At 72.6% G+C, this 23529-nt stretch carries 19 protein-coding genes and 1 pseudogene; 10 read left to right on the plus strand and 10 right to left on the minus strand.

Annotated elements, in window-relative coordinates; genetic code table 11:
* Positions 1-23: 23 nt before the first annotated feature.
* The 7 genes and pseudogenes from ACZ4U1_RS29080 to ACZ4U1_RS29110 all read right to left on the minus strand — a co-directional run.
* Complete coding sequence (locus tag ACZ4U1_RS29080; RefSeq protein ID WP_467907120.1) at positions 24-836, minus strand: HpcH/HpaI aldolase/citrate lyase family protein; 813 nt, start codon at positions 834-836, stop codon at positions 24-26.
* The gene (locus ACZ4U1_RS29085; RefSeq protein ID WP_467907121.1) at positions 833-2038 is read right to left on the minus strand and encodes a CaiB/BaiF CoA transferase family protein; all 1206 of its coding nucleotides are present in this window, start codon (positions 2036-2038) and stop codon (positions 833-835) included. The genes ACZ4U1_RS29080 and ACZ4U1_RS29085 overlap by 4 nt, the downstream gene beginning before the upstream one ends.
* Entirely contained in the window at positions 2035-2928 is an 894-nt protein-coding gene (gene rbsK / locus ACZ4U1_RS29090; RefSeq protein ID WP_467907122.1) for a ribokinase, read from the minus strand. The genes ACZ4U1_RS29085 and rbsK overlap by 4 nt, the downstream gene beginning before the upstream one ends.
* A complete protein-coding gene (locus tag ACZ4U1_RS29095; RefSeq protein WP_467907123.1) occupies positions 2925-4286 on the minus strand; it encodes an ADP-ribosylglycohydrolase family protein in 1362 nt (453 codons plus the stop codon). The genes rbsK and ACZ4U1_RS29095 overlap by 4 nt, the downstream gene beginning before the upstream one ends.
* On the minus strand, positions 4274-5479 hold the full coding sequence (locus tag ACZ4U1_RS29100; protein WP_467907124.1) for an ADP-ribosylglycohydrolase family protein: 1206 nt from the start codon (positions 5477-5479) through the stop codon (positions 4274-4276). Before ACZ4U1_RS29100 ends, ACZ4U1_RS29095 begins: the two co-directional genes overlap by 13 nt.
* 8 nt (positions 5480-5487) lie before the next feature.
* A complete protein-coding gene (locus tag ACZ4U1_RS29105) occupies positions 5488-6606 on the minus strand; it encodes an ADP-ribosylglycohydrolase family protein (protein WP_467907125.1) in 1119 nt (372 codons plus the stop codon).
* Between the two features lie 131 nt (positions 6607-6737).
* Positions 6738-7901 (minus strand): annotated as a pseudogene (locus ACZ4U1_RS29110) (ADP-ribosylglycohydrolase family protein); the annotation flags it as partial.
* 263 nt (positions 7902-8164) lie between these two features.
* Here ACZ4U1_RS29110 and ACZ4U1_RS29115 point away from each other — a divergent pair.
* The 4 genes from ACZ4U1_RS29115 to ACZ4U1_RS29130 all read left to right on the plus strand — a co-directional run bounded on the left by ACZ4U1_RS29115 (position 8165) and on the right by ACZ4U1_RS29130 (position 16217).
* Positions 8165-8896: a VIT1/CCC1 transporter family protein gene (locus ACZ4U1_RS29115; RefSeq protein ID WP_467907126.1), complete on the plus strand. Its 732-nt coding sequence runs from the start codon at positions 8165-8167 to the stop codon at positions 8894-8896.
* A 472-nt stretch (positions 8897-9368) separates the two neighbouring features.
* Positions 9369-13877: a glutamate synthase large subunit gene (gltB, locus tag ACZ4U1_RS29120; RefSeq protein WP_467907319.1), complete on the plus strand. Its 4509-nt coding sequence runs from the start codon at positions 9369-9371 to the stop codon at positions 13875-13877.
* Positions 13870-15333, plus strand: coding sequence for a glutamate synthase subunit beta (locus ACZ4U1_RS29125; RefSeq protein ID WP_467907127.1), 1464 nt, complete (start codon positions 13870-13872; stop codon positions 15331-15333). Before gltB ends, ACZ4U1_RS29125 begins: the two co-directional genes overlap by 8 nt.
* 158 nt (positions 15334-15491) lie before the next feature.
* Positions 15492-16217: a VWA domain-containing protein gene (locus ACZ4U1_RS29130; RefSeq protein WP_467907128.1), complete on the plus strand. Its 726-nt coding sequence runs from the start codon at positions 15492-15494 to the stop codon at positions 16215-16217.
* A 118-nt stretch (positions 16218-16335) separates the two neighbouring features.
* Here ACZ4U1_RS29130 and ACZ4U1_RS29135 read toward each other — a convergent pair whose 3' ends face one another.
* Positions 16336-16980 (minus strand): AfsR/SARP family transcriptional regulator, encoded by a 645-nt coding sequence (locus ACZ4U1_RS29135; RefSeq protein WP_467907129.1) that lies wholly within the window; start codon positions 16978-16980, stop codon positions 16336-16338.
* Positions 16981-17319: 339 nt separating this feature from the next.
* On the opposite strand from ACZ4U1_RS29135, the gene ACZ4U1_RS29140 reads away from it, so the two are divergent.
* From ACZ4U1_RS29140 to ACZ4U1_RS29165, 6 genes are all read left to right on the plus strand, one after another.
* Positions 17320-19950: a cyanobactin maturation protease PatG family protein gene (locus ACZ4U1_RS29140; RefSeq protein WP_467907130.1), complete on the plus strand. Its 2631-nt coding sequence runs from the start codon at positions 17320-17322 to the stop codon at positions 19948-19950.
* A gap of 26 nt (positions 19951-19976) precedes the next feature.
* Positions 19977-20165, plus strand: a complete 189-nt coding sequence (locus ACZ4U1_RS29145) for a hypothetical protein (RefSeq protein WP_467907131.1) — start codon at positions 19977-19979, stop codon at positions 20163-20165.
* 79 nt (positions 20166-20244) lie between these two features.
* Positions 20245-20433: a hypothetical protein gene (locus tag ACZ4U1_RS29150; RefSeq protein ID WP_467907132.1), complete on the plus strand. Its 189-nt coding sequence runs from the start codon at positions 20245-20247 to the stop codon at positions 20431-20433.
* Between the two features lie 81 nt (positions 20434-20514).
* Positions 20515-20721, plus strand: coding sequence for a hypothetical protein (locus tag ACZ4U1_RS29155; RefSeq protein WP_467907133.1), 207 nt, complete (start codon positions 20515-20517; stop codon positions 20719-20721).
* Positions 20722-20752: 31 nt separating this feature from the next.
* Complete coding sequence (locus ACZ4U1_RS29160; RefSeq protein WP_467907134.1) at positions 20753-20941, plus strand: hypothetical protein; 189 nt, start codon at positions 20753-20755, stop codon at positions 20939-20941.
* A gap of 61 nt (positions 20942-21002) precedes the next feature.
* The gene (locus tag ACZ4U1_RS29165) at positions 21003-21296 is read left to right on the plus strand and encodes a hypothetical protein (protein WP_467907135.1); all 294 of its coding nucleotides are present in this window, start codon (positions 21003-21005) and stop codon (positions 21294-21296) included.
* Positions 21297-21393: 97 nt separating this feature from the next.
* Here ACZ4U1_RS29165 and ACZ4U1_RS29170 read toward each other — a convergent pair whose 3' ends face one another.
* Positions 21394-22347 (minus strand): acyl-CoA dehydrogenase family protein, encoded by a 954-nt coding sequence (locus ACZ4U1_RS29170; protein ID WP_467907136.1) that lies wholly within the window; start codon positions 22345-22347, stop codon positions 21394-21396.
* Positions 22347-23486, minus strand: coding sequence for an acyl-CoA dehydrogenase family protein (locus ACZ4U1_RS29175; RefSeq protein ID WP_467907137.1), 1140 nt, complete (start codon positions 23484-23486; stop codon positions 22347-22349). The genes ACZ4U1_RS29170 and ACZ4U1_RS29175 overlap by 1 nt, the downstream gene beginning before the upstream one ends.
* Positions 23487-23529 lie beyond the last annotated feature (43 nt).

A 23529-nucleotide genomic window follows, 5' to 3' on the forward strand; every position in this document is an offset into this window, starting at 1 on the left:
GGTGTGCGTCGGGCGGAGGGGAACTAACCTCTGCCGACGAGCGACAGTGTGCGCCGGGCCATGGCCACCACCGCCGCGTCGATGAAGCGGCCGTCCGGGAGGGCCTGGGCGCCCTCGTCGGCCGATGCCGCCTTGATGACCGTCTCCGCGTGTTCGATCTCCGCCGCCGTGGGCAGATAGGCCCGCTCGATCACCGGCAGCTGGCGGGGATGGATGGCGGCGCGGCCCAGGAAACCGAGGGCGCGGCCGTGGGCGCAGGAGGCGGACAGACCGTCGAGGTCGCGGATGTCCGGATGGACGGTCTGGGACGGTGGCGCCAGCCCCGCCGCACGCGCGGCGACGATCACCCGGGAGCGCGGCCAGTCCAGGCCCGCGTCGGCCCGTACCCCCAGGTCGGCCCGGAGGTCCGCCTCGCCCAGGGCGATGCCCCGCAGGGCGGGGTGGGCGGTGGCGATGGCGTAGGCGTGCTCGACGCCGAGGGCCGACTCCAGCAGCGCGTAGAGGGGGACCGGGGTGGCCACGGCGACCTGCCGTACCTGGTCCGGGGTCGTCACCTTCGGGAGCCGTAGGCCGGACAGCCCCGGCAGGCTGGCCAGGGCGGTGAGGTCGGCGGCGGCCCACGGGGTGTCCGGGGCGTTGACGCGGACGTGCACCGGAACCGGCTGGGGCTCCGAGAGGAGTTCCGCGGTGGCCGCGCGGGCGTACTCCTTGCGGTCCGGGGCGACCGCGTCCTCCAGGTCGACCACCACCACGTCGGCGCCCGCCGCCAGGGCCTTGGCGACGACGTGCGGGCGGTCGCCGGGGGCGTAGAGCCAGGTGAGCGGGAAGCCGGTCACAGGGCACCCTCCGCGCGCAGGGCCGCGATGTCGGCCGGGGCGAGGCCCAGTTCGGTGAGCACGGCATCCGTGTCGGCGCCGTGCGGACGGCCGGCCCAGCGGATGGCGCCGGGCGTGGCGGAGAGGCGGAACAGGACGTTCTGCATGCGCAGCGGGCCCAGCTCCGGGTCGTCCACGGTGGTGACCGTGTCCAGGGCCTGGTACTGGGGGTCGGCCAGCACGTCCCGGACGTCCTGGACCGGCGCCGCCGCGGCCTCCGCCTTCTCGAAGGCGGCGAGCACCTCGGCGCGGGTGCGGCCGGCGATCCAGGAGCCGACCGCCTCGTCCAGGACGTCGGCGTGGGCGGCCCGGCCCGTGCCGGTGGCGAACCACGGCTCCTCGGTCAGCTCCGGGCGGCCCACCAGCCGGAGCACCCGCTCGGCGACCGACTGCGCGGAGGTGGAGACGGCGATCCAGGAGCCGTCGGCGGTGCGGTAGGTGTTGCGCGGGGCGTTGTTCGCGGACCGGTTCCCGGTGCGCTCCTGGACGTAGCCGAGCTGGTCGTACCAGGTGGGGTGCGGGCCGAGGACGGACAGGATCGGTTCGATGATCGCCATGTCGACCACCTGCCCGGTGCCGGTGCGCTCGCGCGCCGCCAGTGCGGTCAGCACGGCGTACGCGGTCGCCAGGCCCGCGATCGAGTCGGCGAGGCCGAACGGCGGCAGCGTCGGGGGCGCGTCCGGTTCGCCGGTGACCGCGGCGAAGCCGCTCATCGCCTCGGCGAGGGTGCCGAAGCCGGGGCGGCGGGCGTACGGGCCGAACTGGCCGAAGGCGGTGACCCGGGCGAGCACCAGCCGGGGGTTGGCCGCGGACAGCTCGGCCCAGCCCAGGTCCCATTTCTCCAGAGTGCCGGGGCGGAAGTTCTCGATCACCACGTCGGCGGTGGCGGCGAGCCGCAGCAGGGTCGTACGGCCGCCGGGCGTGGACAGGTCGAGGGTGAGGGCGCGCTTGTTGCGGCCGAGCACCTTCCACCACAGGCCGACGCCGTCCTTGGCCGGGCCGTGGCCCCGGGAGGGGTCGGGCCGGCGGGGATGCTCGACCTTGATCACCTCGGCACCGAAGTCACCGAGCAGGGTGGCGGCCATCGGCCCGGCGAAGAGCGTCGCCAGGTCCAGCACGCGCAGGCCGTCCAGAGCGGGGGGTGTCCGTGTCGTCGTACTCATGCGCTGTACTGGGCCTCGATCTCCGGGCGGTACGGCATCGACGCCGACGCGCCTTCGCGCTGGACGGAGATCGCCGCCGCGGCGGCCGCCCAGGACAGGGCCTCCCGTACCGGTTTCTCCTCGGCGAGGGCCACGGCGAGCGCGCCCACGAAGGTGTCGCCCGCGCCCGTGGAGTCCACGGCGGTCACCTGGGGCGCGGGGACCACGAGCGGTTCGGTGCCCCGGGCCAGGTACAGGCAGCCCGTGGCGCCCAGGGTGACGACGACCTCCGGCACCTGGTCCAGCAGGGCGGTCGCCGCCTCGCGCGGGTCGGGGCGGCCGGTGAGGGTGACGGCCTCGTACTCGTTCGGCACCAGCAGGTCGGTGGCGCGCAGGAGTTCGGGGGGAAGCGGCTGGGCCGGGGCGGGGGTGAGGACCGTACGGACGCCGTGCCGGCGGGCCGCCTCCGCGCCCGCGACGACGGCGGCCAGCGGGATCTCCAGTTGCAGCAGCAGGGCGTCGGCGGTGGCGATCACCCCCTCGTCGCCGGGGGAGAGGTGGTCGACGGTGCCGTTGGCGCCGGGGATGACGACGATCGCGTTGCCGCCCTCGTCGTCCACCACGATGTGCGCGGTGCCGGACGGGCCCTCCACGGTGCGCAGGAAGTCGGTGTCCACGCCGGAGTGTTCGAGGGTGTCGCGCAGCCGCGCGCCGTAGGCGTCGTTGCCGACCGCGCCGATCATCGAGACGGTGGCGCCGGCGCGGGCCGCGGCGATCGCCTGGTTGGCGCCCTTGCCGCCGGGGATCGTACGGAACTCCCGTCCCGTCACGGTCTCCCCGCGCTGCGGGGCCTTGGCGACGTAGGTGACGAGGTCCATGTTGGTGCTGCCGAGGACGGCGATATGGGTCATGGGCGGATCGCCTCCAGGTGGGTGAGGTGGGCGAGGGTGTCGAAGCCGGTGCCGTCGAAGTCGGCGACGGTGGTGGCGAGCCGGTTCTTCAGCGGTGTCCGCCAGCGGTCGGGGAGCGCGCCAGGGGCGCCGGCGAGGAGGCCCGCGATGCTGCCGGCGGTCGCGCCGTTGGAGTCGGTGTCCCAGCCGCCCGAGACGGCACGGCGGATCGAGCCGGTGAAGTCGCCGTCGGCGTGGGTGAGGGCGGCGACGGTCAGCGCGGTGTTGGGGACGGCGTGGACCCAGTGGTGGCCGGGCGCGTAGAGGGAGTGGAGTCTGTCCACGACGTCGTCGAAGTCACCGGTCGTCGTGGCCAGGTGGACGGCGTGGTCGATCGCCTTCGCCAGCCGTGAGCGGGACGGGACCACCGTGCGGCCGGTGCGCAGGCAGGCGTGGACGTCCTGGGTGCCGGTGGCGGCCGCGGCGATGGTGGCGGCCGTGAACATCGCCGCGTAGACGCCGTTGGCGGTGTGGGTGAGGACGGCGTCGCGGTGGGCCTGTTCGGCGGCGGCGGCCGGGTCGCCGGGGTTGCTCCAGCCGTGCATGTCCGCGCGGATCAGGGCGCCGATCCACTCACGGAACGGGTTGCGGTGGCGGGCCGTGTGCGGGGGCTCGATACCGGTGAGGAGATTGCGGTACGCGACGCGCTCGGCGGTGAAGGTGCGGCCGGGCGGGAGTTCTTCGAGCCAGAGCCGGGCGACGTCGTCGGTGGTGAAGTCCCTGCCGTGCCGCTGGAGCAGGAGGAGGTTGAGCAGGGGGTAGTTGAGGTCGTCGTCCTCGGGCATGCCGTCGATGTTCTCGGCGAGGGAGGTGGCGGCGGAGCGGCGGTTCCAGGGGTGGGTCTCCAGCAGCTCCCGGGGGACGCCCCGCGCGGTGAAGTAGCCGGACAGCGGCCAGTTGCCGGCGGCCCGGGCCAGGGCGCGGATGCCGTCCAGGGGCAGCTTCTCGACGGGCTTGCCGAGGAGACAGCCGATGGCCCGGCCGAGCCAGGCGGCTTCCAGGGCGCGGGGGTCCGGTGCGGCGGCGGACCGCCCGGTGGGCCAGTGCGGGCACAGGGACTTGATGCGGCCGAGGTCCGTCGGCTCCTCCTCGGCGAAACGGCTGGGCAGGTCGGCGAGTTCGTCCAGCAGGTCCTCGGCCAGCAGCCGCAGATAGCGGGACGCCCGGGGCGCGGACGCGCCCGCCCGCTCCGGGGCCTCCGGGCCGCCCGCCGCCCGCCAGCGCGCCTCGATCGCCGCCGGCTCGCGCCCGTCCAGGCGGGCCTGGCGCAGTTCATGGCCCAGCAGGTCCTCCGGCTGGACCCAGGTCAGTCGGAGCACGGCCGGCCTCCGAGCGCGGTGAACGCCTCCTCATGGGCGCGCCGGCGGCACACGTCCCGGTCGAAGATCTCGCGGGTGACCTCGGTGAGCGTCCGGGCCGGCGCCCACAGGTCCAGGCGGCTGGCGTCGGATACCGTCTTCGCCCATTCCTGTGGTGCCGGCGAGCCGAGCGCGCCCGCGAGGGCACCGGCCATCGTCGCGATCGAGTCGCAGTCGCGGCCGTAGTTGACCGAGCCGAGCACGGCGTGGCGGTAGTCGCCGCCGGAGACGACCAGCATGCCCAGGGCGACGGGGAGTTCCTCGACGGAGTGCAGCCGGGAGGGGCGGCGGGCGGCGAGGGAGGGGGCGCGGTAGTCCGGACCGACGGTGTCGTACGGGGCCACCGCCGCGCGCAGCGGGCCGAGCGCCGACTCGAAGTCCCGGTGGCGGGCGGCGACTTCGCAGACCTTCTCGATCGCCGTGCGGGTGCCGTCCTTGGCCAGGGACAGACAGGCGGCCACCACCGAGTCCGGGGTCGCGCCGGGGGCGGTCGCGGCAGCTACCGCGGCGGCGAGGACCCCGGCCGCCTCACGGCCGTACGACGACTGGTGCGCGCCCGCGATGTCCAGCGCCTCGGCGTAGGCACCGGCCGGGTTGGCCGCGTTGACCAGGCCGACCGGGGCCATGTACATCGCGGCGCCGCAGTTGACGATGTTGCCGACGCCCGCCTCCCGGGGGTCGGTGTGGCCGTAGGCGAGCCGGGCCACCAGCCACTTCTCGGCGAGGAAGAGCCGGTGCAGGGGCAGGGCCTCGGCCTCCAGTTCGGGGATCCAGCGGGGCGCGGTCATCAGGTCCGGGACCAGGTGGTCGGCGATCGCGTACGCGTCGAGGTGGTCGCGGACGCGGTCGTAGACCCGGATCAGCGCGTGCGTCATCAGGGTGTCGTCGGTGACGTGGCCGTCGCCCTTGTGGTACGGCGCGAGGGGGCGGGCGGTGCGCCAGGCGTCGCCGTGCCAGGGGCCGACGACGCCGCGCACGCGACCGCCGTGGCGCTCGGCGATCTGCTCGGGGGAGTAGCCCTCGACGGGACCGCCGAGGGCGTCGCCGACGGCGGCTCCGACCAGGGCGGCGGTGATGCGGTCGGCGAGGGTGTACGAGGTGTTCTGTTCGAGTTTTTCGGGAGATCGGGCTTCTGTTGGTGCTTCGGGTGCCATGCCCCGAATCATCCTCCTGGGCGGGCCGGTTGTGCGGCTTCCAGGAGTCCGGCGAGTTCCACCAGGTCGGTGCCGGTGAGGCGGGGCAGGGTGCAGCCGGGCAGGACACGGCAGGCGTCCCGCCAGGTCTGCGGGACGGCCGCACCGCCGCCGAGGGCACCGGTGAGGGCGCCCGCCAGGGCGGGGGCGGAGTCGGCGACCCGGGACAGGCAGGCGGCGGCCGGTACCGCCTCGGCGATGCGGCCCCGGGCGGCGGTGGCCAGGGCGAGCGCGACGGGGACGGTCTCGGCGGCGGCGATGCCGTAGCTGTAGACGTGGTCGACGATCTGGTGTTCCAGGAGGGGCACGAGGGCGAAGGCGGACTCGCTGTCCTCGGCCAGGGCGAGGGCGTGCCGGGTGTTGCGGCCGATCTCCGTGTCCGCGGGCAGCTCGGCGAGGGCGGCGGTCACGCAGGTGTCGGTCTCCGCGTCGGCGAGGGCGAGGGAGAGGGCCGCCGCCATGGCGCGGGCGCCGTGCACGCCGTCGCCGTCCTGGGTGTAGCGGGCGTCGAACTCGGCGAGCGCGGCCGCCTGTTGCGGGTCGCCGGGGTGCGCCACGGCGAGGACGCAGGCGCGGACGCAGGCCGCGTCGTCGAAGTAGTGCGGGTTGTCGTGGCCGGTGGCGGGCGGGCGCAGCCCGGCGGCGAGGTTGCCGAGGCCGGCGCGGACGGAGATGCGGGCGCGCAGGGGCAGTACGGCGGACTCGATCTCCGGGGCGCGGTCCGCGGCGGCGGCGACCTCGGAGGCCACGGCGGTCCAGGTGAGGTCGATGGCGGCGCGCATACGGCGGGCTCGGCTGAGGTCGCCGAGGACGTCGTCGTCGCCGGCCCTGAGGACCGCCTCCGCGGCGAACGCCGCCCACTCGGCGTCGTCGGAGGGGCCGAGGCGGAGGGGTTCGGGGGGCTGGTTGAGGGCGATCGGCACCGGCAGGGTGGTGGTGGCGTTCTGCTCGGCGAAGGTGTCCAGTTCCCGGGTGAGGCGGCGGGTCCACTCGGGCATACGGGCGGCGCGGTGGCGTGCCGCGGGCCAGCCGGCGGCGTCTCCTGCGGCGAGGCCGAGGAGGAGCCCCTCGATACGGCGCGCGCTCATACCCGACCCTCACTGTCCTGCTGCCCCGCGTTGCCGGCCCCGACCAGCGGGCTCCGCTCCCTGGACCCCGGGTGCCCCGCCCGGGGGTCGGTGGGCTGGGAGGCGGGGGCCGGGGGTGGGGGGAGTTCGGTGGGTGGGGTGGCGGCGGGCAGGGGTGCGAGGGGGGCGGTCGGCGGGGGGAGTTCCGTGGGTGGGGTCGCGGTCGGCAGGGGTGTGAGGGGGGCGGTCGGCTGGGTGGTGGCCGGCAGGGGTGGGACGGGGCCGGTTGCCGTCGCCGCCTCTCCGGTCTCCCCCTCCGCCGCCCCCACCAGCAGTTCCGCCACCTCCAGTACGTGATGGCCGGCCATCGACGGCAGGCAGCGCCCCCGGGCCGGGCCGATGGCGGAGGCCCAGGCGGCGGGGATCGCGGAGGGGCCGAGGGTCGCGCCGGAGAGGGCGCCTGCCACCGCAGCCGTGGTGTCCGCGTCGCGGCCCATGTTGACGGCTGTCAGGACCGCCTCCCGGAAGTCGCCGTCGGCCGCCGCGTACGCGCCGAAGGCGAGGGCGACCGCTTCGGGGGCCAGGTCGGTCCACGGGTAGCCGCCGATGACGACGGCGGAGCGGACCGCGCGTTCGCCGCGGTGGGCGACCGCCACCGCACGCCGCAGGGAGCGGGCCGTCCAGGAGTCGTCCGGTACGACCGCGAGGGCGGCGGCGATCACCACCGGAACCGTGGCTCCGGTCATCGCCGCCGCCACACCGGCCGCGACCGCCTGGCCGCCGTAGATGCCCTCGCCCTCGTGGCTGACCGAGCCGTCGATGGCCACCAGCCGGGCCGCCTCGGCGGGGCGTCCGGCCGCGAAGACGCCGAAGGGCGCCGCCCGCATGGCGAGGCCGTCGCTCCAGGCGTGCCGGTGCTGGGCCGAGATGGGGGCGGCCAGGCCGCGGCGGAGGTTCTCCAGCGTGCCGCGCTCGCTGAAGCCGGCGCCGCGGAAAGGGCCCTCGGCCCGGTCGGCGATCCACTCGTGCCAGGCCGCCTCCACGTCCGCCGGGGTGAGCGCCGAGCCGTGCCGGGCCAGCAGCAGCCCGGAGAAGATCGCGTACTCGGTGTCGTCCGTGCCGTGGGGGTGCTCGGTCACGTACCCGGTGATCCGGCCCCAGCGGGCGCGGATCTCGGAGGGCTTCAGGTTCTCCGCCGGCGCCCCGAGCGCGTCCCCGACGGCCAGGCCGAGCAGCGCACCGCGGGCCCGCTCACGGAGTCCGGCGGTGGCGTCCTCGGGTGCCGGGACCGGGGGAGTGCAGGCGATCGATGCCATGGACGGCCTCCTTCGGCGGGGTCGCGGGGGACCCTTTGCGGATGTGTCCCACGGGAGGTGGCCGGGCGAGCGCGAGGCTCCCTTCTGTCACCCGCTCGGCATGTGAGCTGCCCATCGCACATGTGAGCGTCTGTAAGGAAAAGTGCAGGTTAGCCCAGCCTTTCCTTGCTGGCGCCGAGGGAGGGAAAGGCGTAAGTTCGGTGATGTCGAAAAGTAGAACTCGTCCAAAGTTAGCTTTGGCTAAGCTTCCCTGGGGGGCCCGCATGGCCATCATCGAAACCGAGGCCGCGCTGCACGAGGCGCACCGCGACAACCACACCCACCGGGATGTGAACGGGGGGTGGCTGCGGCCCGCCGTGTTCGGCGCGATGGACGGCCTGGTCTCCAACCTCGCCCTGATGACGGGCGTGGCCGGCGGATCCGTGAGTCAGCAGACCATCGTCCTCACCGGCCTCGCGGGACTCGCCGCGGGCGCCTTCTCCATGGCGGCCGGCGAGTACACCTCCGTCGCCTCCCAGCGGGAACTCGTCGAGGCCGAACTCGACGTCGAGCGCCGCGAGCTGCGCCGGCACCCGCAGGACGAGGAGAACGAGCTGGCCGCGCTGTACGTGGCGCGCGGGGTCGAGCCCGAGCTGGCCCGGCAGGTCGCCCGGCAGCTGTCCAAGGACCCCGAGCAGGCCCTGGAGATCCACGCCCGCGAGGAGCTGGGCATCGACCCCGGCGATCTGCCCTCGCCGCTGGTCGCCGCCGTGTCGTCCTTCGGCGCGTTCGCCCTCGGCGCCCTGCTGCCCGTCCTGCCCTACCTGCTCGGTGCCAGCGCGCTGTGGCCCGCCGTGCTGCTCGCCCTGGCCGGACTCTTCGCCTGCGGTGCCGTCGTGGCCAAGGTGACCGCGCGGACCTGGTGGTTCAGCGGGCTGCGGCAGCTGGCGCTCGGCGGTGCGGCGGCCGGTGTGACGTACGCCCTGGGCACGTTGTTCGGAACGGCCGTAGGATAGCGCGACCGGTACCTATGCGATGGGCCGCATAAGTACCCGTTACTCGCTGGTTTCGAGTCCTTAACCACCGGGCATGAGCCGTAAGCGCTGTGGGCAATGACGCCTGCCGCACCCTTCGGGGCGAGCGATGACGCCCGCCTCGAATTCCGGACCGACAGGCATTGATCTGTCCTGATTTGGTCCCTCATACTTCTCGCCACGGAGTTGCGCGCCACCCCCGCCCGCGCACCCTGCGGCGTCCGCATGCTGGAACGGTGTATCCGGTTCCCGAGAACCGCTCCATCATGTAACCTGCACGAAATTTTGATCTCCTAGCAGATCTCACGCAGAGGGCCAACGTCGTCCCTCGGCACCTGCCACATGCCACATGACGACGACGGGAGAGCCGATGCGTACGCCGCGCCAGCCGTCCCAGCACTCCGAGAACGGCCAGAACTGGTCGTTCATGGATGCTCGCCCTGCTGCGCAGGGTATGTACGACCCCCGCAACGAACACGACGCGTGCGGCGTCGGTTTCGTCGCCACCCTCACCGGCGAGGCGTCCCACACCCTGGTCGAGCAGGCCCTCACGGTCCTGCGCAACCTGGAGCACCGTGGCGCCACCGGCTCCGAGCCCGACTCGGGTGACGGCGCGGGCATCCTCTCCCAGGTGCCGGATGCCTTCCTTCGCGAAGTGGCCGGATTCGACCTTCCCGCGGCCGGTGCCTACGCGGTAGGCATCGCGTTCCTGCCGGAGGAGGGCACCGAGGACGCCGTCTCACGTATCGAGACGATCGCCGGCGAGGAGGGGCTGACCGTCCTCGGCTGGCGCGAGGTCCCGGTCGCCCCCGAGCTGCTGGGCGCCACCGCGCGCTCCACCATGCCGGCCTTCCGGCAGATCTTCGTGACCGACGGCGCCAGCGAGGGCATCGCGCTGGACCGCAAGGCGTTCGTGCTGCGCAAGCGCGCCGAGCGCGAGGCAGGGGTCTACTTCCCCTCCCTGTCCGCCCGGACGATCGTCTACAAGGGCATGCTGACCACCGGCCAGCTGGAGCCCTTCTTCCCGGACCTGTCCGACCGCCGCTTCGCCTCCGCGATCGCGCTCGTGCACTCCCGGTTCTCCACGAACACCTTCCCGTCGTGGCCGCTCGCGCACCCGTACCGCTTCGTCGCGCACAACGGTGAGATCAACACCGTCAAGGGCAACCGCAACTGGATGGTCGCCCGCGAGTCGCAGCTCGTCTCCGACCTCTTCGGCAGCGAGAAGCTCGACCGGATCTTCCCGATCTGCACGCCCGACGCCTCCGACTCCGCCTCCTTCGACGAGGTCCTGGAGCTGCTGCACCTCGGCGGCCGTTCGCTGCCGCACTCCGTGCTGATGATGATCCCGGAGGCGTGGGAGAACCACGACTCCATGGACCCGGCCCGGCGCGCCTTCTACCAGTTCCACTCCACGATGATGGAGCCCTGGGACGGCCCCGCCTGTGTCACCTTCACCGACGGCACCCAGGTCGGCGCCGTGCTCGACCGCAACGGTCTGCGCCCCGGCCGCTACTGGGTGACCGACGACGGCCTCGTCGTCCTCGGCTCCGAGGTCGGCGTCCTCGACATCGACCCGGCCAAGGTCGTCCGCAAGGGCCGCCTGCAGCCCGGCAGGATGTTCCTGGTCGACACCGCCGAGCACCGCATCATCGAGGACGACGAGATCAAGGCCCAGCTCGCCGCGGAGAAGCCGTACGCGGAGTGGCTGGAGGCCGGCGAGATCGAGCTGTCCGACCTGCCCGAGCGCGAGCACATCGTGCACACGCACGCCTCGGTCACCCGCCGCCAGCAGACCTTCGGCTACACCGAGGAGGAGCTGCGCGTCATCCTCGCCCCGATGGCCCGCACCGGCGCCGAGCCGATCGGCTCCATGGGCACGGACTCGCCGATCGCGGCCCTGTCCGAGCGCCCGCGGCTGCTCTTCGACTACTTCACCCAGCTGTTCGCGCAGGTCACCAACCCGCCGCTGGACGCGATCCGCGAGGAGCTGGTCACCTCCCTGCGCTCCTCGCTGGGCCCGCAGGGCAACCTGCTCGACCCGACCGCTGCCTCCTGCCGGTCCGTCGTGCTGCCCTTCCCGGTCATCGACAACGACGAGCTGGCCAAGCTCATCCACATCAACGCCGACGGCGACATGCCCGGCTTCAAGGCCGCGACCCTGTCCGGCCTGTACCGGGTCTCCGGCGGCGGTGACGCCCTCGCCGCGCGCATCGAGGAGATCTGCGCCGAGGCCGACGCGGCGATCGAGAACGGCGCCCGCCTGATCGTCCTGTCGGACCGCCACTCCGACGCCGAGCACGCGCCGATCCCGTCGCTGCTGCTCACCGCGGCCGTCCACCACCACCTCATCCGCACCAAGCAGCGCACCCACGTGGGCCTGCTGGTCGAGGCCGGTGACGTCCGCGAGGTCCACCACGTCGCCCTGCTCATCGGCTACGGCGCCGCCGCCGTCAACCCGTACCTGGCGATGGAGTCGGTGGAGGACCTGCTGCGCGCGGGCACCTTCATCGACGGTCTGGAGCCCGAGCAGGCCATCAAGAACCTGATCTACGCCCTCGGCAAGGGCGTTCTGAAGGTCATGTCCAAGATGGGCATCTCCACCGTCGCCTCCTACCGCGGCGCCCAGGTCTTCGAGGCCGTCGGCCTGGACGAGGCCTTCGTGGAGAAGTACTTCAACGGCACCGCCACCAAGATCGGCGGCGTCGGCATCGACGTCATCGCCCAGGAGGTCGCCGCCCGCCACGCCAAGGCCTACCCGGCCTCCGGCATCGCTCCCGCGCACCGCGCGCTGGAGATCGGCGGCGAGTACCAGTGGCGCCGCGAGGGCGAGCCGCACCTGTTCGACCCGGAGACGGTCTTCCGCCTCCAGCACTCCACGCGCACCGGCCGGTACGACATCTTCAAGAAGTACACGTCCCGCGTGAACGAGCAGTCCGAGCGCCTGATGACGCTGCGCGGCCTGTTCGGCTTCAAGTCGGACCGCAAGCCGATCCCCGTCGAGGAGGTCGAGCCGGTCTCCGAGATCGTCAAGCGGTTCTCGACGGGCGCGATGTCGTACGGCTCCATCTCCAAGGAGGCGCACGAGACCCTCGCCATCGCCATGAACCAGCTGGGCGGCAAGTCCAACACCGGTGAGGGCGGCGAGGACCCGGACCGTCTGTACGACCCCGCGCGCCGCTCGGCGATCAAGCAGGTGGCCTCCGGCCGCTTCGGCGTGACCTCCGAGTACCTGGTCAACGCGGACGACATCCAGATCAAGATGGCCCAGGGCGCCAAGCCCGGTGAGGGCGGCCAGCTGCCCGGTCACAAGGTCTACCCGTGGGTCGCCAAGACGCGTCACTCGACGCCGGGCGTCGGCCTGATCTCCCCGCCGCCGCACCACGACATCTACTCCATCGAGGACCTGGCCCAGCTGATCCACGACCTCAAGAACGCCAACCCGGCGGCACGTATCCACGTGAAGCTGGTGTCGGAGGTCGGCGTCGGCACGGTCGCCGCGGGTGTGTCCAAGGCGCACGCGGACGTCGTGCTCATCTCGGGTCACGACGGCGGTACGGGTGCCTCCCCGCTCACCTCGCTGAAGCACGCGGGCGGCCCCTGGGAGCTGGGCCTGGCCGAGACCCAGCAGACCCTGCTGCTCAACGGCCTGCGCGACCGGATCGTGGTGCAGACCGACGGCCAGCTGAAGACCGGCCGTGACGTGGTCATCGCCGCGCTGCTCGGTGCCGAGGAGTTCGGTTTCGCGACCGCTCCGCTCGTCGTCTCCGGCTGCGTGATGATGCGCGTCTGCCACCTGGACACCTGCCCGGTCGGCATCGCCACCCAGAACCCGGCCCTGCGCGACCGCTTCGCCGGCAAGGCGGAGTACGTGGTGAACTTCTTCCAGTTCATCGCCGAGGAGGTCCGCGAGCTGCTGGCCGAGCTGGGCTTCCGCTCCATCGAGGAGGCCGTCGGCCACGCCGAGGTGCTGGACGTCGAGCGCGCCGTCGACCACTGGAAGGCGCAGGGCCTGAACCTGGAGCCGCTGTTCCACGTGCCCGACCTGCCCGAGGGCGCCGTCCGTCACCGGGTCGTCGAGCAGGACCACGGCCTGGAGAAGGCCCTGGACAACGAGCTGATCAAGCTCGCCGCCGACGCCCTGGCCGCGAACGACGCGACCGAGGCCCAGCCGGTGCGCGCCCAGGTCGCCATCCGCAACATCAACCGCACGGTCGGCACCATGCTCGGCCACGAGGTGACGAAGAAGTTCGGCGGTGCGGGCCTGCCCGACGACACCATCGACATCACCTTCACCGGCTCCGCCGGCCAGTCCTTCGGCGCGTTCCTGCCGCGCGGTGTCACGCTGCGCCTGGAGGGCGACGCCAACGACTACGTCGGCAAGGGCCTGTCCGGCGGCCGGATCGTCGTCCGCCCGGACCGGGCCGCCGACCACCTCGCCGAGTACTCGACCATCGCGGGCAACACCATCGCCTACGGCGCCACCGGTGGCGAGCTGTTCCTGCGCGGCCGTACCGGTGAGCGGTTCTGCGTCCGCAACTCCGGCGCGCTGGTCGTCTCCGAGGGCGTGGGCGACCACGGCTGCGAGTACATGACCGGCGGTCACGCGGTCGTCCTCGGCCCGACCGGCCGCAACTTCGCGGCGGGCATGTCCGGCGGTATCGCCTACGTCATCGACCTCGACCGCGACAACGTCAACGCGGGCAACGCCGGGTCCGTCGAGGCGCTGGACGAGACCGACAAGCAGTGGCTGCACGACGTGGTGCGCCGCCACGCCGAGGAGACCGGCTCGACGGTCGCCGAGAAGCTGCTCGCCGACTGGGACACGGCCGTGGAGCGGTTCAGCAAGATCATCCCCAGCACGTACAAGGCAGTGCTCGCCGCCAAGGACGCCGCCGAGCGAGCCGGTCTCTCCCAGACCGAGATCACCGAGAAGATGATGGAGGCGGCGATCAATGGCTGACCCGAAGGGCTTCCTGAACCACGGCCGTGAGGTCGCCAAGACCCGCCCCGTCGCCGAGCGGGTCAAGGACTGGAACGAGGTCTACGTCCCCGGCTCCCTGCTGCCGATCATCAGCAAGCAGGCCAGCCGCTGCATGGACTGCGGCATCCCGTTCTGCCACAACGGCTGTCCGCTGGGGAACCTGATCCCCGAGTGGAACGACTACGCCTACCGCGAGGACTGGTCGGCCGCGCAGGAGCGGCTGCACGCGACCAACAACTTCCCGGAGTTCACCGGTCGCCTCTGCCCGGCCCCCTGTGAGTCGGCGTGCGTGCTGGGCATCAACCAGCCGCCGGTCACCATCAAGAACGTCGAGGTCTCGATCATCGACAAGGCGTGGGAGACCGGGGACGTCGCCCCGCAGATCCCCGAGCGCCTGTCCGGCAAGACGGTCGCGGTCATCGGCTCGGGCCCGGCGGGTCTCGCCGCCGCCCAGCAGCTGACCCGGGCCGGTCACACGGTCGCCGTCTACGAGCGCGCGGACCGCATCGGAGGCCTCCTCCGGTACGGCATCCCCGAGTTCAAGATGGAGAAGCGGCACATCAACCGCCGTATCGAGCAGATGCGCGCGGAGGGCACCCGCTTCCGCACCGGTGTCGAGGTCGGCCGTGACATCAACGCCCGCGACCTGAAGAAGCGGTACGACGCGATCGTGATCGCCGCCGGCGCCACGACCGCCCGTGACCTGCCGGTGCCGGGCCGCGAGCTCAAGGGCATCTACCAGGCGATGGAGTACCTGCCGCTGGCCAACAAGGTGCAGGAGGGTGACTACGTCACGGCTCCCATCTCGGCCGAGGGCAAGCACGTCGTCGTGATCGGCGGCGGCGACACCGGCGCGGACTGCGTGGGCACCGCCCACCGCCAGGGCGCGGCCTCCGTCACCCAGCTGGAGATCATGCCCCGCCCGAACGACGAGCGGCACCCGACGAACCAGCCCTGGCCGACCTTCCCGATGCTCTACAAGGTCACCAGCGCCCACGAGGAGGGCGGCGACCGCGTCTACTCGGTCTCCACCACCCACTTCGAGGGCGACGAGGACGGCAACGTCCAGTGGCTGCACCTCACCGAGGTCGAGTTCGTGGACGGCAAGCTGACCCCGAAGCCGGGCACCGAGCGCAAGATCCCGGCCCAGCTGGTCACCCTCGCCATGGGCTTCACCGGCACCGACCGGGAGAACGGCCTGGTCGAGCAGTTTGGTCTAGACCTCGATGAACGCGGTAACATCGCCCGCGACGCCGACTTCCAGACCAACGTGCCGGGTGTGTTCGTCGCCGGTGACGCCGGCCGCGGCCAGTCCCTCATCGTGTGGGCGATCGCGGAGGGCCGCTCGGCCGCCCGCGGAGTCGACCGCTTCCTGACCGGAGCCAGCGACCTGCCGGCCCCGATCCGCCCGACGGACCGCGCCCTGGCGGTCTGACACAAGGGACCCGAGGTCCCTCACAGACGTCCCGTACAAAGGCGTACGGAACATGAACGGCGCCTGCCCGCCTGTCCCCGACCGGACGACTGGGCAGGCGTCGTCGCATCTGTGGCGTGCGGGTACGCTCGGGCGTCCGAACAGCCGAGGGGGGAGCCGTGGCCGCGATCAGTCTGCGCAAGGTGGAGGAGGCCGCGCCCGCGCTGGTCGGGCCCTACCGCGAGGCGGGGGTGTCCCTGCGCAAGCACGGTCTGGACGGGCTGCGGGCGGCCGTCTACCTCGTGGTCGACTACTCGGGCTCGATGAGGCCGTACTACCAGGACGGCAGTGTGCAGGCGCTCGCCGACCGGGTGCTGGGCCTGTCCGCGCACCTGGACGACGACGGCCGGGTGCCCGTCGTGTTCTTCTCCACGGACGTCGACGCGGTCACCGACATCGCCCTCGCCGGACACGAGGGCCGCATCGAGCGGATCGTGGCCGGGCTCGGCCACATGGGCAAGACCAGCTACCACCTGGCGATGGACGCGGTCATCGACCACTACCTGGACAGCGGCGCCACCGCGCCCGCCCTGGTCGTCTTCCAGACCGACGGCGGCCCGATCAACAAGCTCGCCGCCGAGCGCTATCTCTGCAAGGCCGCGCGGCTGCCGCTGTTCTGGCAGTTCGTCGGCTTCGGCGACCCGGACAGCCGGCAGTTCCAGTTCCTCCGCAAGCTGGACGAACTGGCGGTGCCCGGCAGACGGATCATCGACAACGCCGGCTTCTTCCACGCCGGCCAGGACCCGCGCCGCGTCTCCGACGCCGAACTGTACGACCGTCTCGTCGGCGAGTTCCCCCAGTGGCTCGCGGCCGCGCGCGCGGCGGGCGTCGTACGGCCGGACTGAGTCATGACGCCCGCGTCGATCCGCCCGAACCGGTCCTCGGTGCGGGTGCGGATGCGGGTGCGGGTGCGGCCGACGGCTGACCGTCTGTTCCCAGGCGCCGGCAGAAGGGACCGCCCGCCTACGTCCGCGTCAGGTCACGCACGAGGCGGGTCAGCCGGGGCGACGGCGCAACCTTCAACTCCAGTTGCAGCAGACGCCGGTACTCCTGGTACCGCTTGACCGCGCAGGCAACGTTGCCTTCGGCCAGGTGCACCTCGACCGCGATCCGGTGCGGGGTCTCGCGGTACGGGTCGATGGATGCGGCGGCGAGCGATGCCTGCAGCGCGGACAGATTGCGGCCCTCGGTCTGGTAGCGCTGGGCGAGAGCCTCGAGGGCGTAGAGCCGTAGCTGGTCCCAGTGTTCGCGTTCGAGAACCAGCCATTCGTCGTCCCAGCCGGGGAGCAGGACCTGGCTGAGATCCGACACCAGTCGGTCCCCGTCGGGGCCGGCGCTGTCACCGACGGCGAGGCGATGGGCCGCGTCGCACGCGTCGTGGAAGTCGACCGACAGGGAGGGCGCGAGGGTGAGGATGTGGTCGGAGCTGTCGATGGCGGGGGCCGATCCGAGTCGTCTGCCCTGGCAGAGCGCGGTGCGCAGATTGGCGGCTGCCCGGCGATACGTGCAGTCGGGCCACAACTGCTCGGCGGCTGAGCGCCGATGCGCTCCCTCGCGGTGCAGGGACAGGTAGGCCAGCAGCCGCTGAGCCCCGGTGGGGACGGTCACGCGCCGCTCTCCACAAGTGGCTTGGAAGGGGCGCAGGATTTCGATCCGGGCTTCTTGCGACACGCTTTTCACTCTGCGCGACGTCATATGCGCCTGCAACCCGAGAGAGGTGGCAGCGCGTTGCGGACCCGGCGGCCCCGCCGTGCACACACATTGCATTAACGTTTCTGCAACGCGTCGCGGCACATTCCCCCAACGCCTCCGCGACGACCGCCGCACGCCTTCCACCGAGCAGCGGCACAGTCTCGAAACGCGCCGATGGGACACCTGAGTTCGGGCCGGGCGCGGCAGAGCGCCTGGCGGACCGCATCGGACCGCATCGGTGCGCGGAGGCTCAGCATGGACATCCGGTCAGTGGTGCGTGGGGTTGTCGGGGAACCACAGGTCCTCGGCAGTCCCGAAGTCCGCGTGGCGGTCCTCGACGGTCCGGTGGACGTGACACATCCCTGTTTCGTGGGAGCGAACCTCACTCGCCTGCCCACGCTGGTGTCCGACCCGGCCGGCCCGGGCCCCATGTCGTTGCACGGCACCCATGTCACGAGCCTGCTCTTCGGGCAGCCCGGTTCGCCGGCACCCGGTCTCGTGCCGCGCTGCACGGGCCTGCTGCTGCCGGTGTTCCGGGAGTCCCCGGACGGCCGGGTCACGCGCGTGCCACAGCTGGACCTGGCGCGGGCCGTGGAACAGGCCGTCGAGGCGGGGGCCCATGTCATCAACATCAGCGGAGGGGAGCGTACCCCGCAAGGAGTGCCGGACAGCATGCTGGCGCGGGCGCTCCGGCTGTGCGAGGAGAACGGGGTGCTGGTGGTGGCGGCCGTCGGGAACGACGGGTGCGACTGTCTCCAGGCCCCCGCCGCCACACCGTCCGTGCTCGCCGTGGGGGCGGCCGACGCCGCCGGAGAGCCACTCGACATCAACAACCGGGGAGCCGCGTACCGGCTGAACGGTGTGCTGGCGCCCGGACAGGACATCCAGGGCGCCGCTCCCGGCGGCACGCTCGCTGCGATGACCGGCAGCAGCTTCGCCACCCCCGTGGTCACCGGGGTCGTCGCACTGCTGCTGGCACGGCAGTTGGCCAGGGGTCGCAAGGCCGACCCCCTCGCCGCCGGCCGTGCCGTACGCGAGTCCGCGATCCGCCCGCCCTGCGCCCCGGACGACGCGCCCGAGTGCCGCAGGCTGCTCGGCGGCCGGCTGAACGCCGCCGGTGCCTTCGCCCTGATCGACAGGGAACAGAACCCGGCTTTTGCCGCGTCCCGGACGATTCACGCCGAACCGAAGGAGAGAGCCATCGCCATGGACACGAACGCCGTACACACCCATGCCGAGGAACCGGGCGAGGCCATGCCCGCCGCCGCGTTCCAGGCACCTGCCGGCACCGGAGCCCAGGCGCCCGCCCCGCAGACCACGTCTTCGCAGCCCGGTTTCGCGCAGCCCGGTTTCGCGCAGCCCGGTTTCGCGCAGCCCGGCTCCGCACCGGCTGCGGCCGCACCGGCTGCGCCGGCACAGGCACCGGTCCCAGGCGAGACGCCCCCTCCCGTGCCCCCGCCGCCGGACTCGTGGCCCGCCATGCCGCAGTGGCAGCCCGCGTCCGCGGCCTCGTGGCCGGCGCCTCCCGCTGCTGGGCCGGCGGTGTCCGCGGCGTCGTGGCCGGCGCCTCCCCCTTCCTGGCCGGCGGCGCCGGCGATGCAGCCTGGCGTACAGGCCGCCGCGCAGACCGCCGCACCCCCTCCCGCTGCCGCCTACGCGGCGAACACGGGCGCCGGCCCGTCGTGCGCCGGATGCGGTGGCACCTGCGGGGGCGGAGGCGGGCATCCCAGCGGGAACGCCGCCGTCGCCCCCGCCCCGTCCGCCTCGGTCCCCACTCCCGGACAGCAGTTGATCTACGCGATCGGCACCATCGGGTACGACTTCCAGACCGAGGCCCGCCGGGACAGCTTCCGCCAGCAGATGCCGAACACCGTGGTGGACGCCACGCCGGACCAGCCGGAGAAGGAGGTCCAGCCGAACATCTACGACCCCAGGCAGATGCACGCCTACCTGAGCAAGAACCCGTGGGCGTCCGACAAGCTGACCTGGACGCTCAACATGGACGCCACCCCGCTCTACGCTCTTGAGGCGGAGATGCCGGTGGGCATGGACTGGACCCGGCCCATCATCACGGACCCCAAGGCGTCGCCGCAGGACGTGGGGGAATCCGCGGAGGACGCGGCGGGCGCTCCCGACAAGCTCGCCCGACTCCTGGAGACCATCTCTTACCCGCCGGTCTCCTACGTGTACCGGACCTTCCGGGACGCCATTCTCGGCCAGGCCAAGAACAAGGAAGACGCCGACTTCATCTCCCGGGTCTCGGTACCCGGAGTCCTCACGGACCGCACGGTCCGGCTGTACTCCGGTCAGATCGTCCCGGTGGTCGAGGTCAAGAGCCGCGGCCTGTTCACCTGGAACGAGACGCTGCTGGTCAATGCCGTGTTCGACGCGGTGGTCCAGAGGCGTGTGCAGGAGGCGCGCAAGGAGGTCGCGGAGGCCGGGGGAACCATGGCGGAGCAGGATGCCGCCGAGGAGAGGGTCCGCAAGGAGTTCAAGGGCGTCAAGGGCAAGTTCCTCAAGAAGTCCATACGCGCTCTGCTGGACAAGATCTACTGGCAGTTCCGCAACCTCGGCCAGAGTTCCGGCGACCGCGCGCTGAACGCGGCGGGCACCAACGCGTTCCTGGTCGGAGCCGAGATCCAGGACGGCATCCTGTCCGCGGAGCACGTCCCCGGCTCGCACAACAACTTCTACTCGCTGAACACCGTCAAGGTCTCCAAGAGCCCCTTCTGCCGACCGGGTTCGGACTGCCAGGACGTCGTCATGACCTTCTTCGACCCGGAGAACGACCAGCGGGCGCCGGTGTCGTACCTGTTCACGTTCGACGTGAGCGACGAACTCCCGGTCAGCCTCGCTCCGGTCCACACCTTCATCGGCGGCGTCTGACCGCCGGACCACACCGAGGAGCCCTCATGGACAAGACCAGAACCCCCGGACTTCCCTCGCCGCCCCTGCAGGTGGCACCGGTCGGCCGCGAACTGTGGCAGGAGCCGCAGCAGCAGCGCGACGGCCACGGTGTGGAGGCGGCCCGCTCGGGCTGCGCGGAGCTGTGGGGCCCTGCCCGGCAGATGTGTTACCTGCAGCGTTCGCAAGAACTCTGAGACCGCCGCAGCGAGACGCGGCACAAAGCCTCCGGCGGCAACCGCCCGCCGGCCGGTCACCAGGTGAAAGGTGGGAAACATGAACCAGCCACTTACGCGGCGCGAGCAGAGGCCGGCTCCGTCCGGCTCTCCGCGGACGCCGTTCCAGACCCCTGCCATCGACCGCGACCCGATCGGGCCCAAGGGATCTGGCGACGGCGCCGACGGCGTCGAGGCGGCCAGCATCTGGGGCAAGATCTTCGACGTCGCCAAGAACGTCCTCTTCTAGAGGCCGTCACGCACCATCCGTCGCAGCGGTGGTGGCGGTGCCTGCACCGTCACCACCGGGCGGCTCCGAGAGGACACAGGGATGAACAGCGAAACCCCGCAGCGCAGGCCGCTGTCTGCCACCCCGCAGACGCCCTTCCAGGCACCGGCGATCCACCGCGGCCCCGCCGCCCCCGCACACGCCGACGACGACTCGACGGGTGCGGAAGCGAACTGGAGCATGCCCTGGCAGCTGATCGGCCACGGGGCCAAGGGCATGCTGGACGCCTGGCTCTCCGGCAAGGCCTAGCACCTCGGCACGTACAGACAGGGATACGGACATGAACGAGGACTTCTCACAGCGAGCGGCCCCGTCGACCGTGCTCCGGGCGCCTTTCCAGGCACCGGCGGTCGACCGCACCCCTGCGGCTCCGAAGGCCGCGGGCCCCGAGAACGGGGGCGGCGTCGAGGCGGACTTCGCCTGGCTGCTGCCTCTGGCCACGAAGGCGATCGGCGCCTTCTTCAAGTGAGGCCGCTTGCCGGCGGCGGGTTGTCCCACGGCCGCCGGCGAGGTCCTGAAAGGACGGCGGCATGAACAAGAAGTCCCAAGCGAGCGCGACGGACTCAGGCGTCCGGCTCAACCTTCCCGTGCTGGGGTCGGTGGAGCGCCGCTGGGACACGTACCAGCCTTTCCTGAAGGCGGTGCGTGTCTACACGTACAAGGACGAGGAGGGCAACAAGCAGACGGGCTACCTCTGGGAGGAGCCCCCGCCCAAGTCCGTCTTCGGCTCCGATGTCTCGGACCCGGCCGCCTTGAACGACCAGGACAACCGGGGTTGGAGCTGTCCGCCGGGTGAGCCGTGCACATGGCTCGGTCCGGTGTAGGACGCGGCACTCTCCCCGGCCCCCGATGATGACGGGCCGGGGAGAGCGAGCGGCACCGCCGGCCGGTCGATCGGCGCCCGTACTTCCAGGCCGCCTCCTAGAGTCCCGCCGCGAGCACCAGCTCCCGGCACTCCTCCGGCGTCCCCCACGCCGAGCGCAGCGCCCGCGCCTTGGTGAGCCACAGCGACAGGTCGTACTCCGCGGTGTACCCGATCGCGCCGTGCAGGTGCAGCGCCGTACGGGCCGTCCGGTACGCCGCCTCGCACGCCGTCAGCTTCGCGGCGGCCACCTCCGCCGGGCGCAGGGACACCGCCGCGCCGAAGAGCAGCGGGCGGGCGAACTCCAGGGCCGTCCTGGCGTCGGCCAGGCGGTGTTTGACGGCCTGGAAGGACCCTATGGGGACTCCGAACTGGGTGCGCTGTCCGACGTGGGTCACGGTCCGGTCGAGCAGGGCGAGGCCGATGCCCAGGGCCTGGGCGGCGGTGGCCAGACGGATCCAGGTGAGCGCCCGGTCGTACGGCACGTCGCGGGCGAGGAGTTCACCGGCGGGGGCGAGCCGGGTCAGCCGGCGGGCGGGGTCCAGGGAGCGGTGCACCGGGCCGGGGGCCGCCGTGGACAGGTAGAGGCCGTCGGGGGCGGGGGACAGGCGCAGTGCGGCCGCGTCCCCGTCGAGGGCGTACCCGCCGGGCGCCGCCACCGTCGCCGGCTCCTTGCCGGCCGTGAGCCCGGGCAGGAAGCGCCCCGCCAGCGCGGGATCGCCGAGGAGTACGGCCGCCCCGACCGTCTCCGCGAGCGGACCGGGCACCGCGTGCCGGCCCAGCTCCACGAAGGCCACCGCCAGTTCCACCGGGTGCCGCCCCGCCCCGCCGTACTCCTCCGGCACCGCGAGGCCGAACACCCCCGCCTCGGCGATCCGTGACCACAGCGCGCGCCCGCGCGCGTGGTCGCCGCGGCTCCAGGACCGGATCACCGCCGGGGTGTCCGCCGTGGTGAGCATCGCGTGCAGCGCATCGGCGAAGGCGCGCTGGCCGGCGTCGAGGAGGAAACGCATCAGCGGCGTCCCTTCGGCAGGCCGAGCAGCCGCTCGGCGACGATGTCCCGCTGGATCTCGTTCGTGCCCGCGTAGATGGGGCCGGCCAGTGAGAAGACGTACCCCTCGGACCAGGCGCCGTCCGCGAGTTCGCCCTCCGCGCCCAGCAGATCGAGCGCCGTCTCGTGCAGCGCGAGGTCCAGCTCGGACCAGAACACCTTGTTCATGCTGGACTCCGGGCCGAGCCGGGCGCCGTCCAGGAGCCGGGAGGCGGCGGCGTACGTGAACAACTGGTAGGCGCGGGCCGCTGTCAGGACGTCGGCCACCCGGTCCCGGGCGTGCCCGGGCGACCCCTGGGCCCGCCACAGGTCCCGCAGCCGGGCGGCGGAGGCGAGGAAGCGGCCCGGGGAGCGCAGGGTGAGCCCGCGTTCGTCGGCCGCCGTGGACATCGCGATCCGCCAGCCCTGGCCCGGCTCCCCGATCACGTCCTCGTCCGGGACGAACACGTCGTCCAGGAACAGCTCCGCGAAGGCCGGTTTGCCGTCGAGGCGACCGATCGGGCGGACGGTGACGCCGGGGGCCCGCAGGTCGAACATCAGGTAGGTGAGCCCCTGATGCGGCCTCTCGGTCCGCGGGTCGCTGCGGAACAGGCCGAAGGCCCGGTCGGCGAACGCGGCGCGCGAGGACCAGGTCTTCTGCCCGCGCAAGCGCCAGCCGCCGTCCGCACGCACCGCCCGGGAGCTGAGCGCGGCGAGGTCCGAGCCCGCCTCCGGCTCGGACCAGGCCTGTGCCCAGACCACCTCGCCGGTGGCCATCGGCGGCAGCACGCGCGCGCGTTGCTCCTCCGTGCCGTACGCGAAGAGCGTCGGCGCGAGCAGGCCGATGCCGTTCTGGCCGACCCGGCCCGGCGCACCCGCCGCCCAGTACTCCTCCTCGAACACCAGCCAGCGCAGCAGCCCGGCGTCCCGCCCGCCGTACCGCTCCGGCCACGACACCACCGACCAGCGGTCCGCGGCCAGTTCGGCCTCCCACGCGCGGTGCGCCGCGAAGCCCTCCTCCGTCTCCAGGGACGGCAGCGGCGTGCGCGGGACGTGCGCGTGCAGCCAGGCCCGGGCCTGCGCACGGAACTCCTCGTCGGCCGGGGAGTGGGTGAGATCCACGGTGACGTCACCGCCCTTCCCTAACAAGTGTTTGGTAGGTTAG

This window comes from Streptomyces sp. NPDC028928 (assembly GCF_055564915.1).

What these genes read in the sequence shown, in the direction of transcription:
- ACZ4U1_RS29105 (WP_467907125.1), bottom strand. Translation starts at nt 6,606, where the DNA reads ATGAGCGCGCGCCGTATCGAGGGGCTCCTCCTCGGCCTCGCCGCAGGA.
- ACZ4U1_RS29170 (WP_467907136.1), bottom strand. Translation starts at nt 22,347, where the DNA reads ATGCGTTTCCTCCTCGACGCCGGCCAGCGCGCCTTCGCCGATGCGCTG.
- ACZ4U1_RS29125 (WP_467907127.1), top strand. Translation starts at nt 13,870, where the DNA reads ATGGCTGACCCGAAGGGCTTCCTGAACCACGGCCGTGAGGTCGCCAAG.
- ACZ4U1_RS29145 (WP_467907131.1), top strand. Translation starts at nt 19,977, where the DNA reads ATGGACAAGACCAGAACCCCCGGACTTCCCTCGCCGCCCCTGCAGGTG.
- ACZ4U1_RS29165 (WP_467907135.1), top strand. Translation starts at nt 21,003, where the DNA reads ATGAACAAGAAGTCCCAAGCGAGCGCGACGGACTCAGGCGTCCGGCTC.
- ACZ4U1_RS29155 (WP_467907133.1), top strand. Translation starts at nt 20,515, where the DNA reads ATGAACAGCGAAACCCCGCAGCGCAGGCCGCTGTCTGCCACCCCGCAG.
- ACZ4U1_RS29140 (WP_467907130.1), top strand. Translation starts at nt 17,320, where the DNA reads ATGGACATCCGGTCAGTGGTGCGTGGGGTTGTCGGGGAACCACAGGTC.
- rbsK (WP_467907122.1), bottom strand. Translation starts at nt 2,928, where the DNA reads ATGACCCATATCGCCGTCCTCGGCAGCACCAACATGGACCTCGTCACC.
- ACZ4U1_RS29150 (WP_467907132.1), top strand. Translation starts at nt 20,245, where the DNA reads ATGAACCAGCCACTTACGCGGCGCGAGCAGAGGCCGGCTCCGTCCGGC.
- ACZ4U1_RS29160 (WP_467907134.1), top strand. Translation starts at nt 20,753, where the DNA reads ATGAACGAGGACTTCTCACAGCGAGCGGCCCCGTCGACCGTGCTCCGG.
- ACZ4U1_RS29115 (WP_467907126.1), top strand. Translation starts at nt 8,165, where the DNA reads ATGGCCATCATCGAAACCGAGGCCGCGCTGCACGAGGCGCACCGCGAC.
- ACZ4U1_RS29100 (WP_467907124.1), bottom strand. Translation starts at nt 5,479, where the DNA reads ATGGCACCCGAAGCACCAACAGAAGCCCGATCTCCCGAAAAACTCGAA.
- ACZ4U1_RS29085 (WP_467907121.1), bottom strand. Translation starts at nt 2,038, where the DNA reads ATGAGTACGACGACACGGACACCCCCCGCTCTGGACGGCCTGCGCGTG.
- gltB (WP_467907319.1), top strand. Translation starts at nt 9,369, where the DNA reads ATGTACGACCCCCGCAACGAACACGACGCGTGCGGCGTCGGTTTCGTC.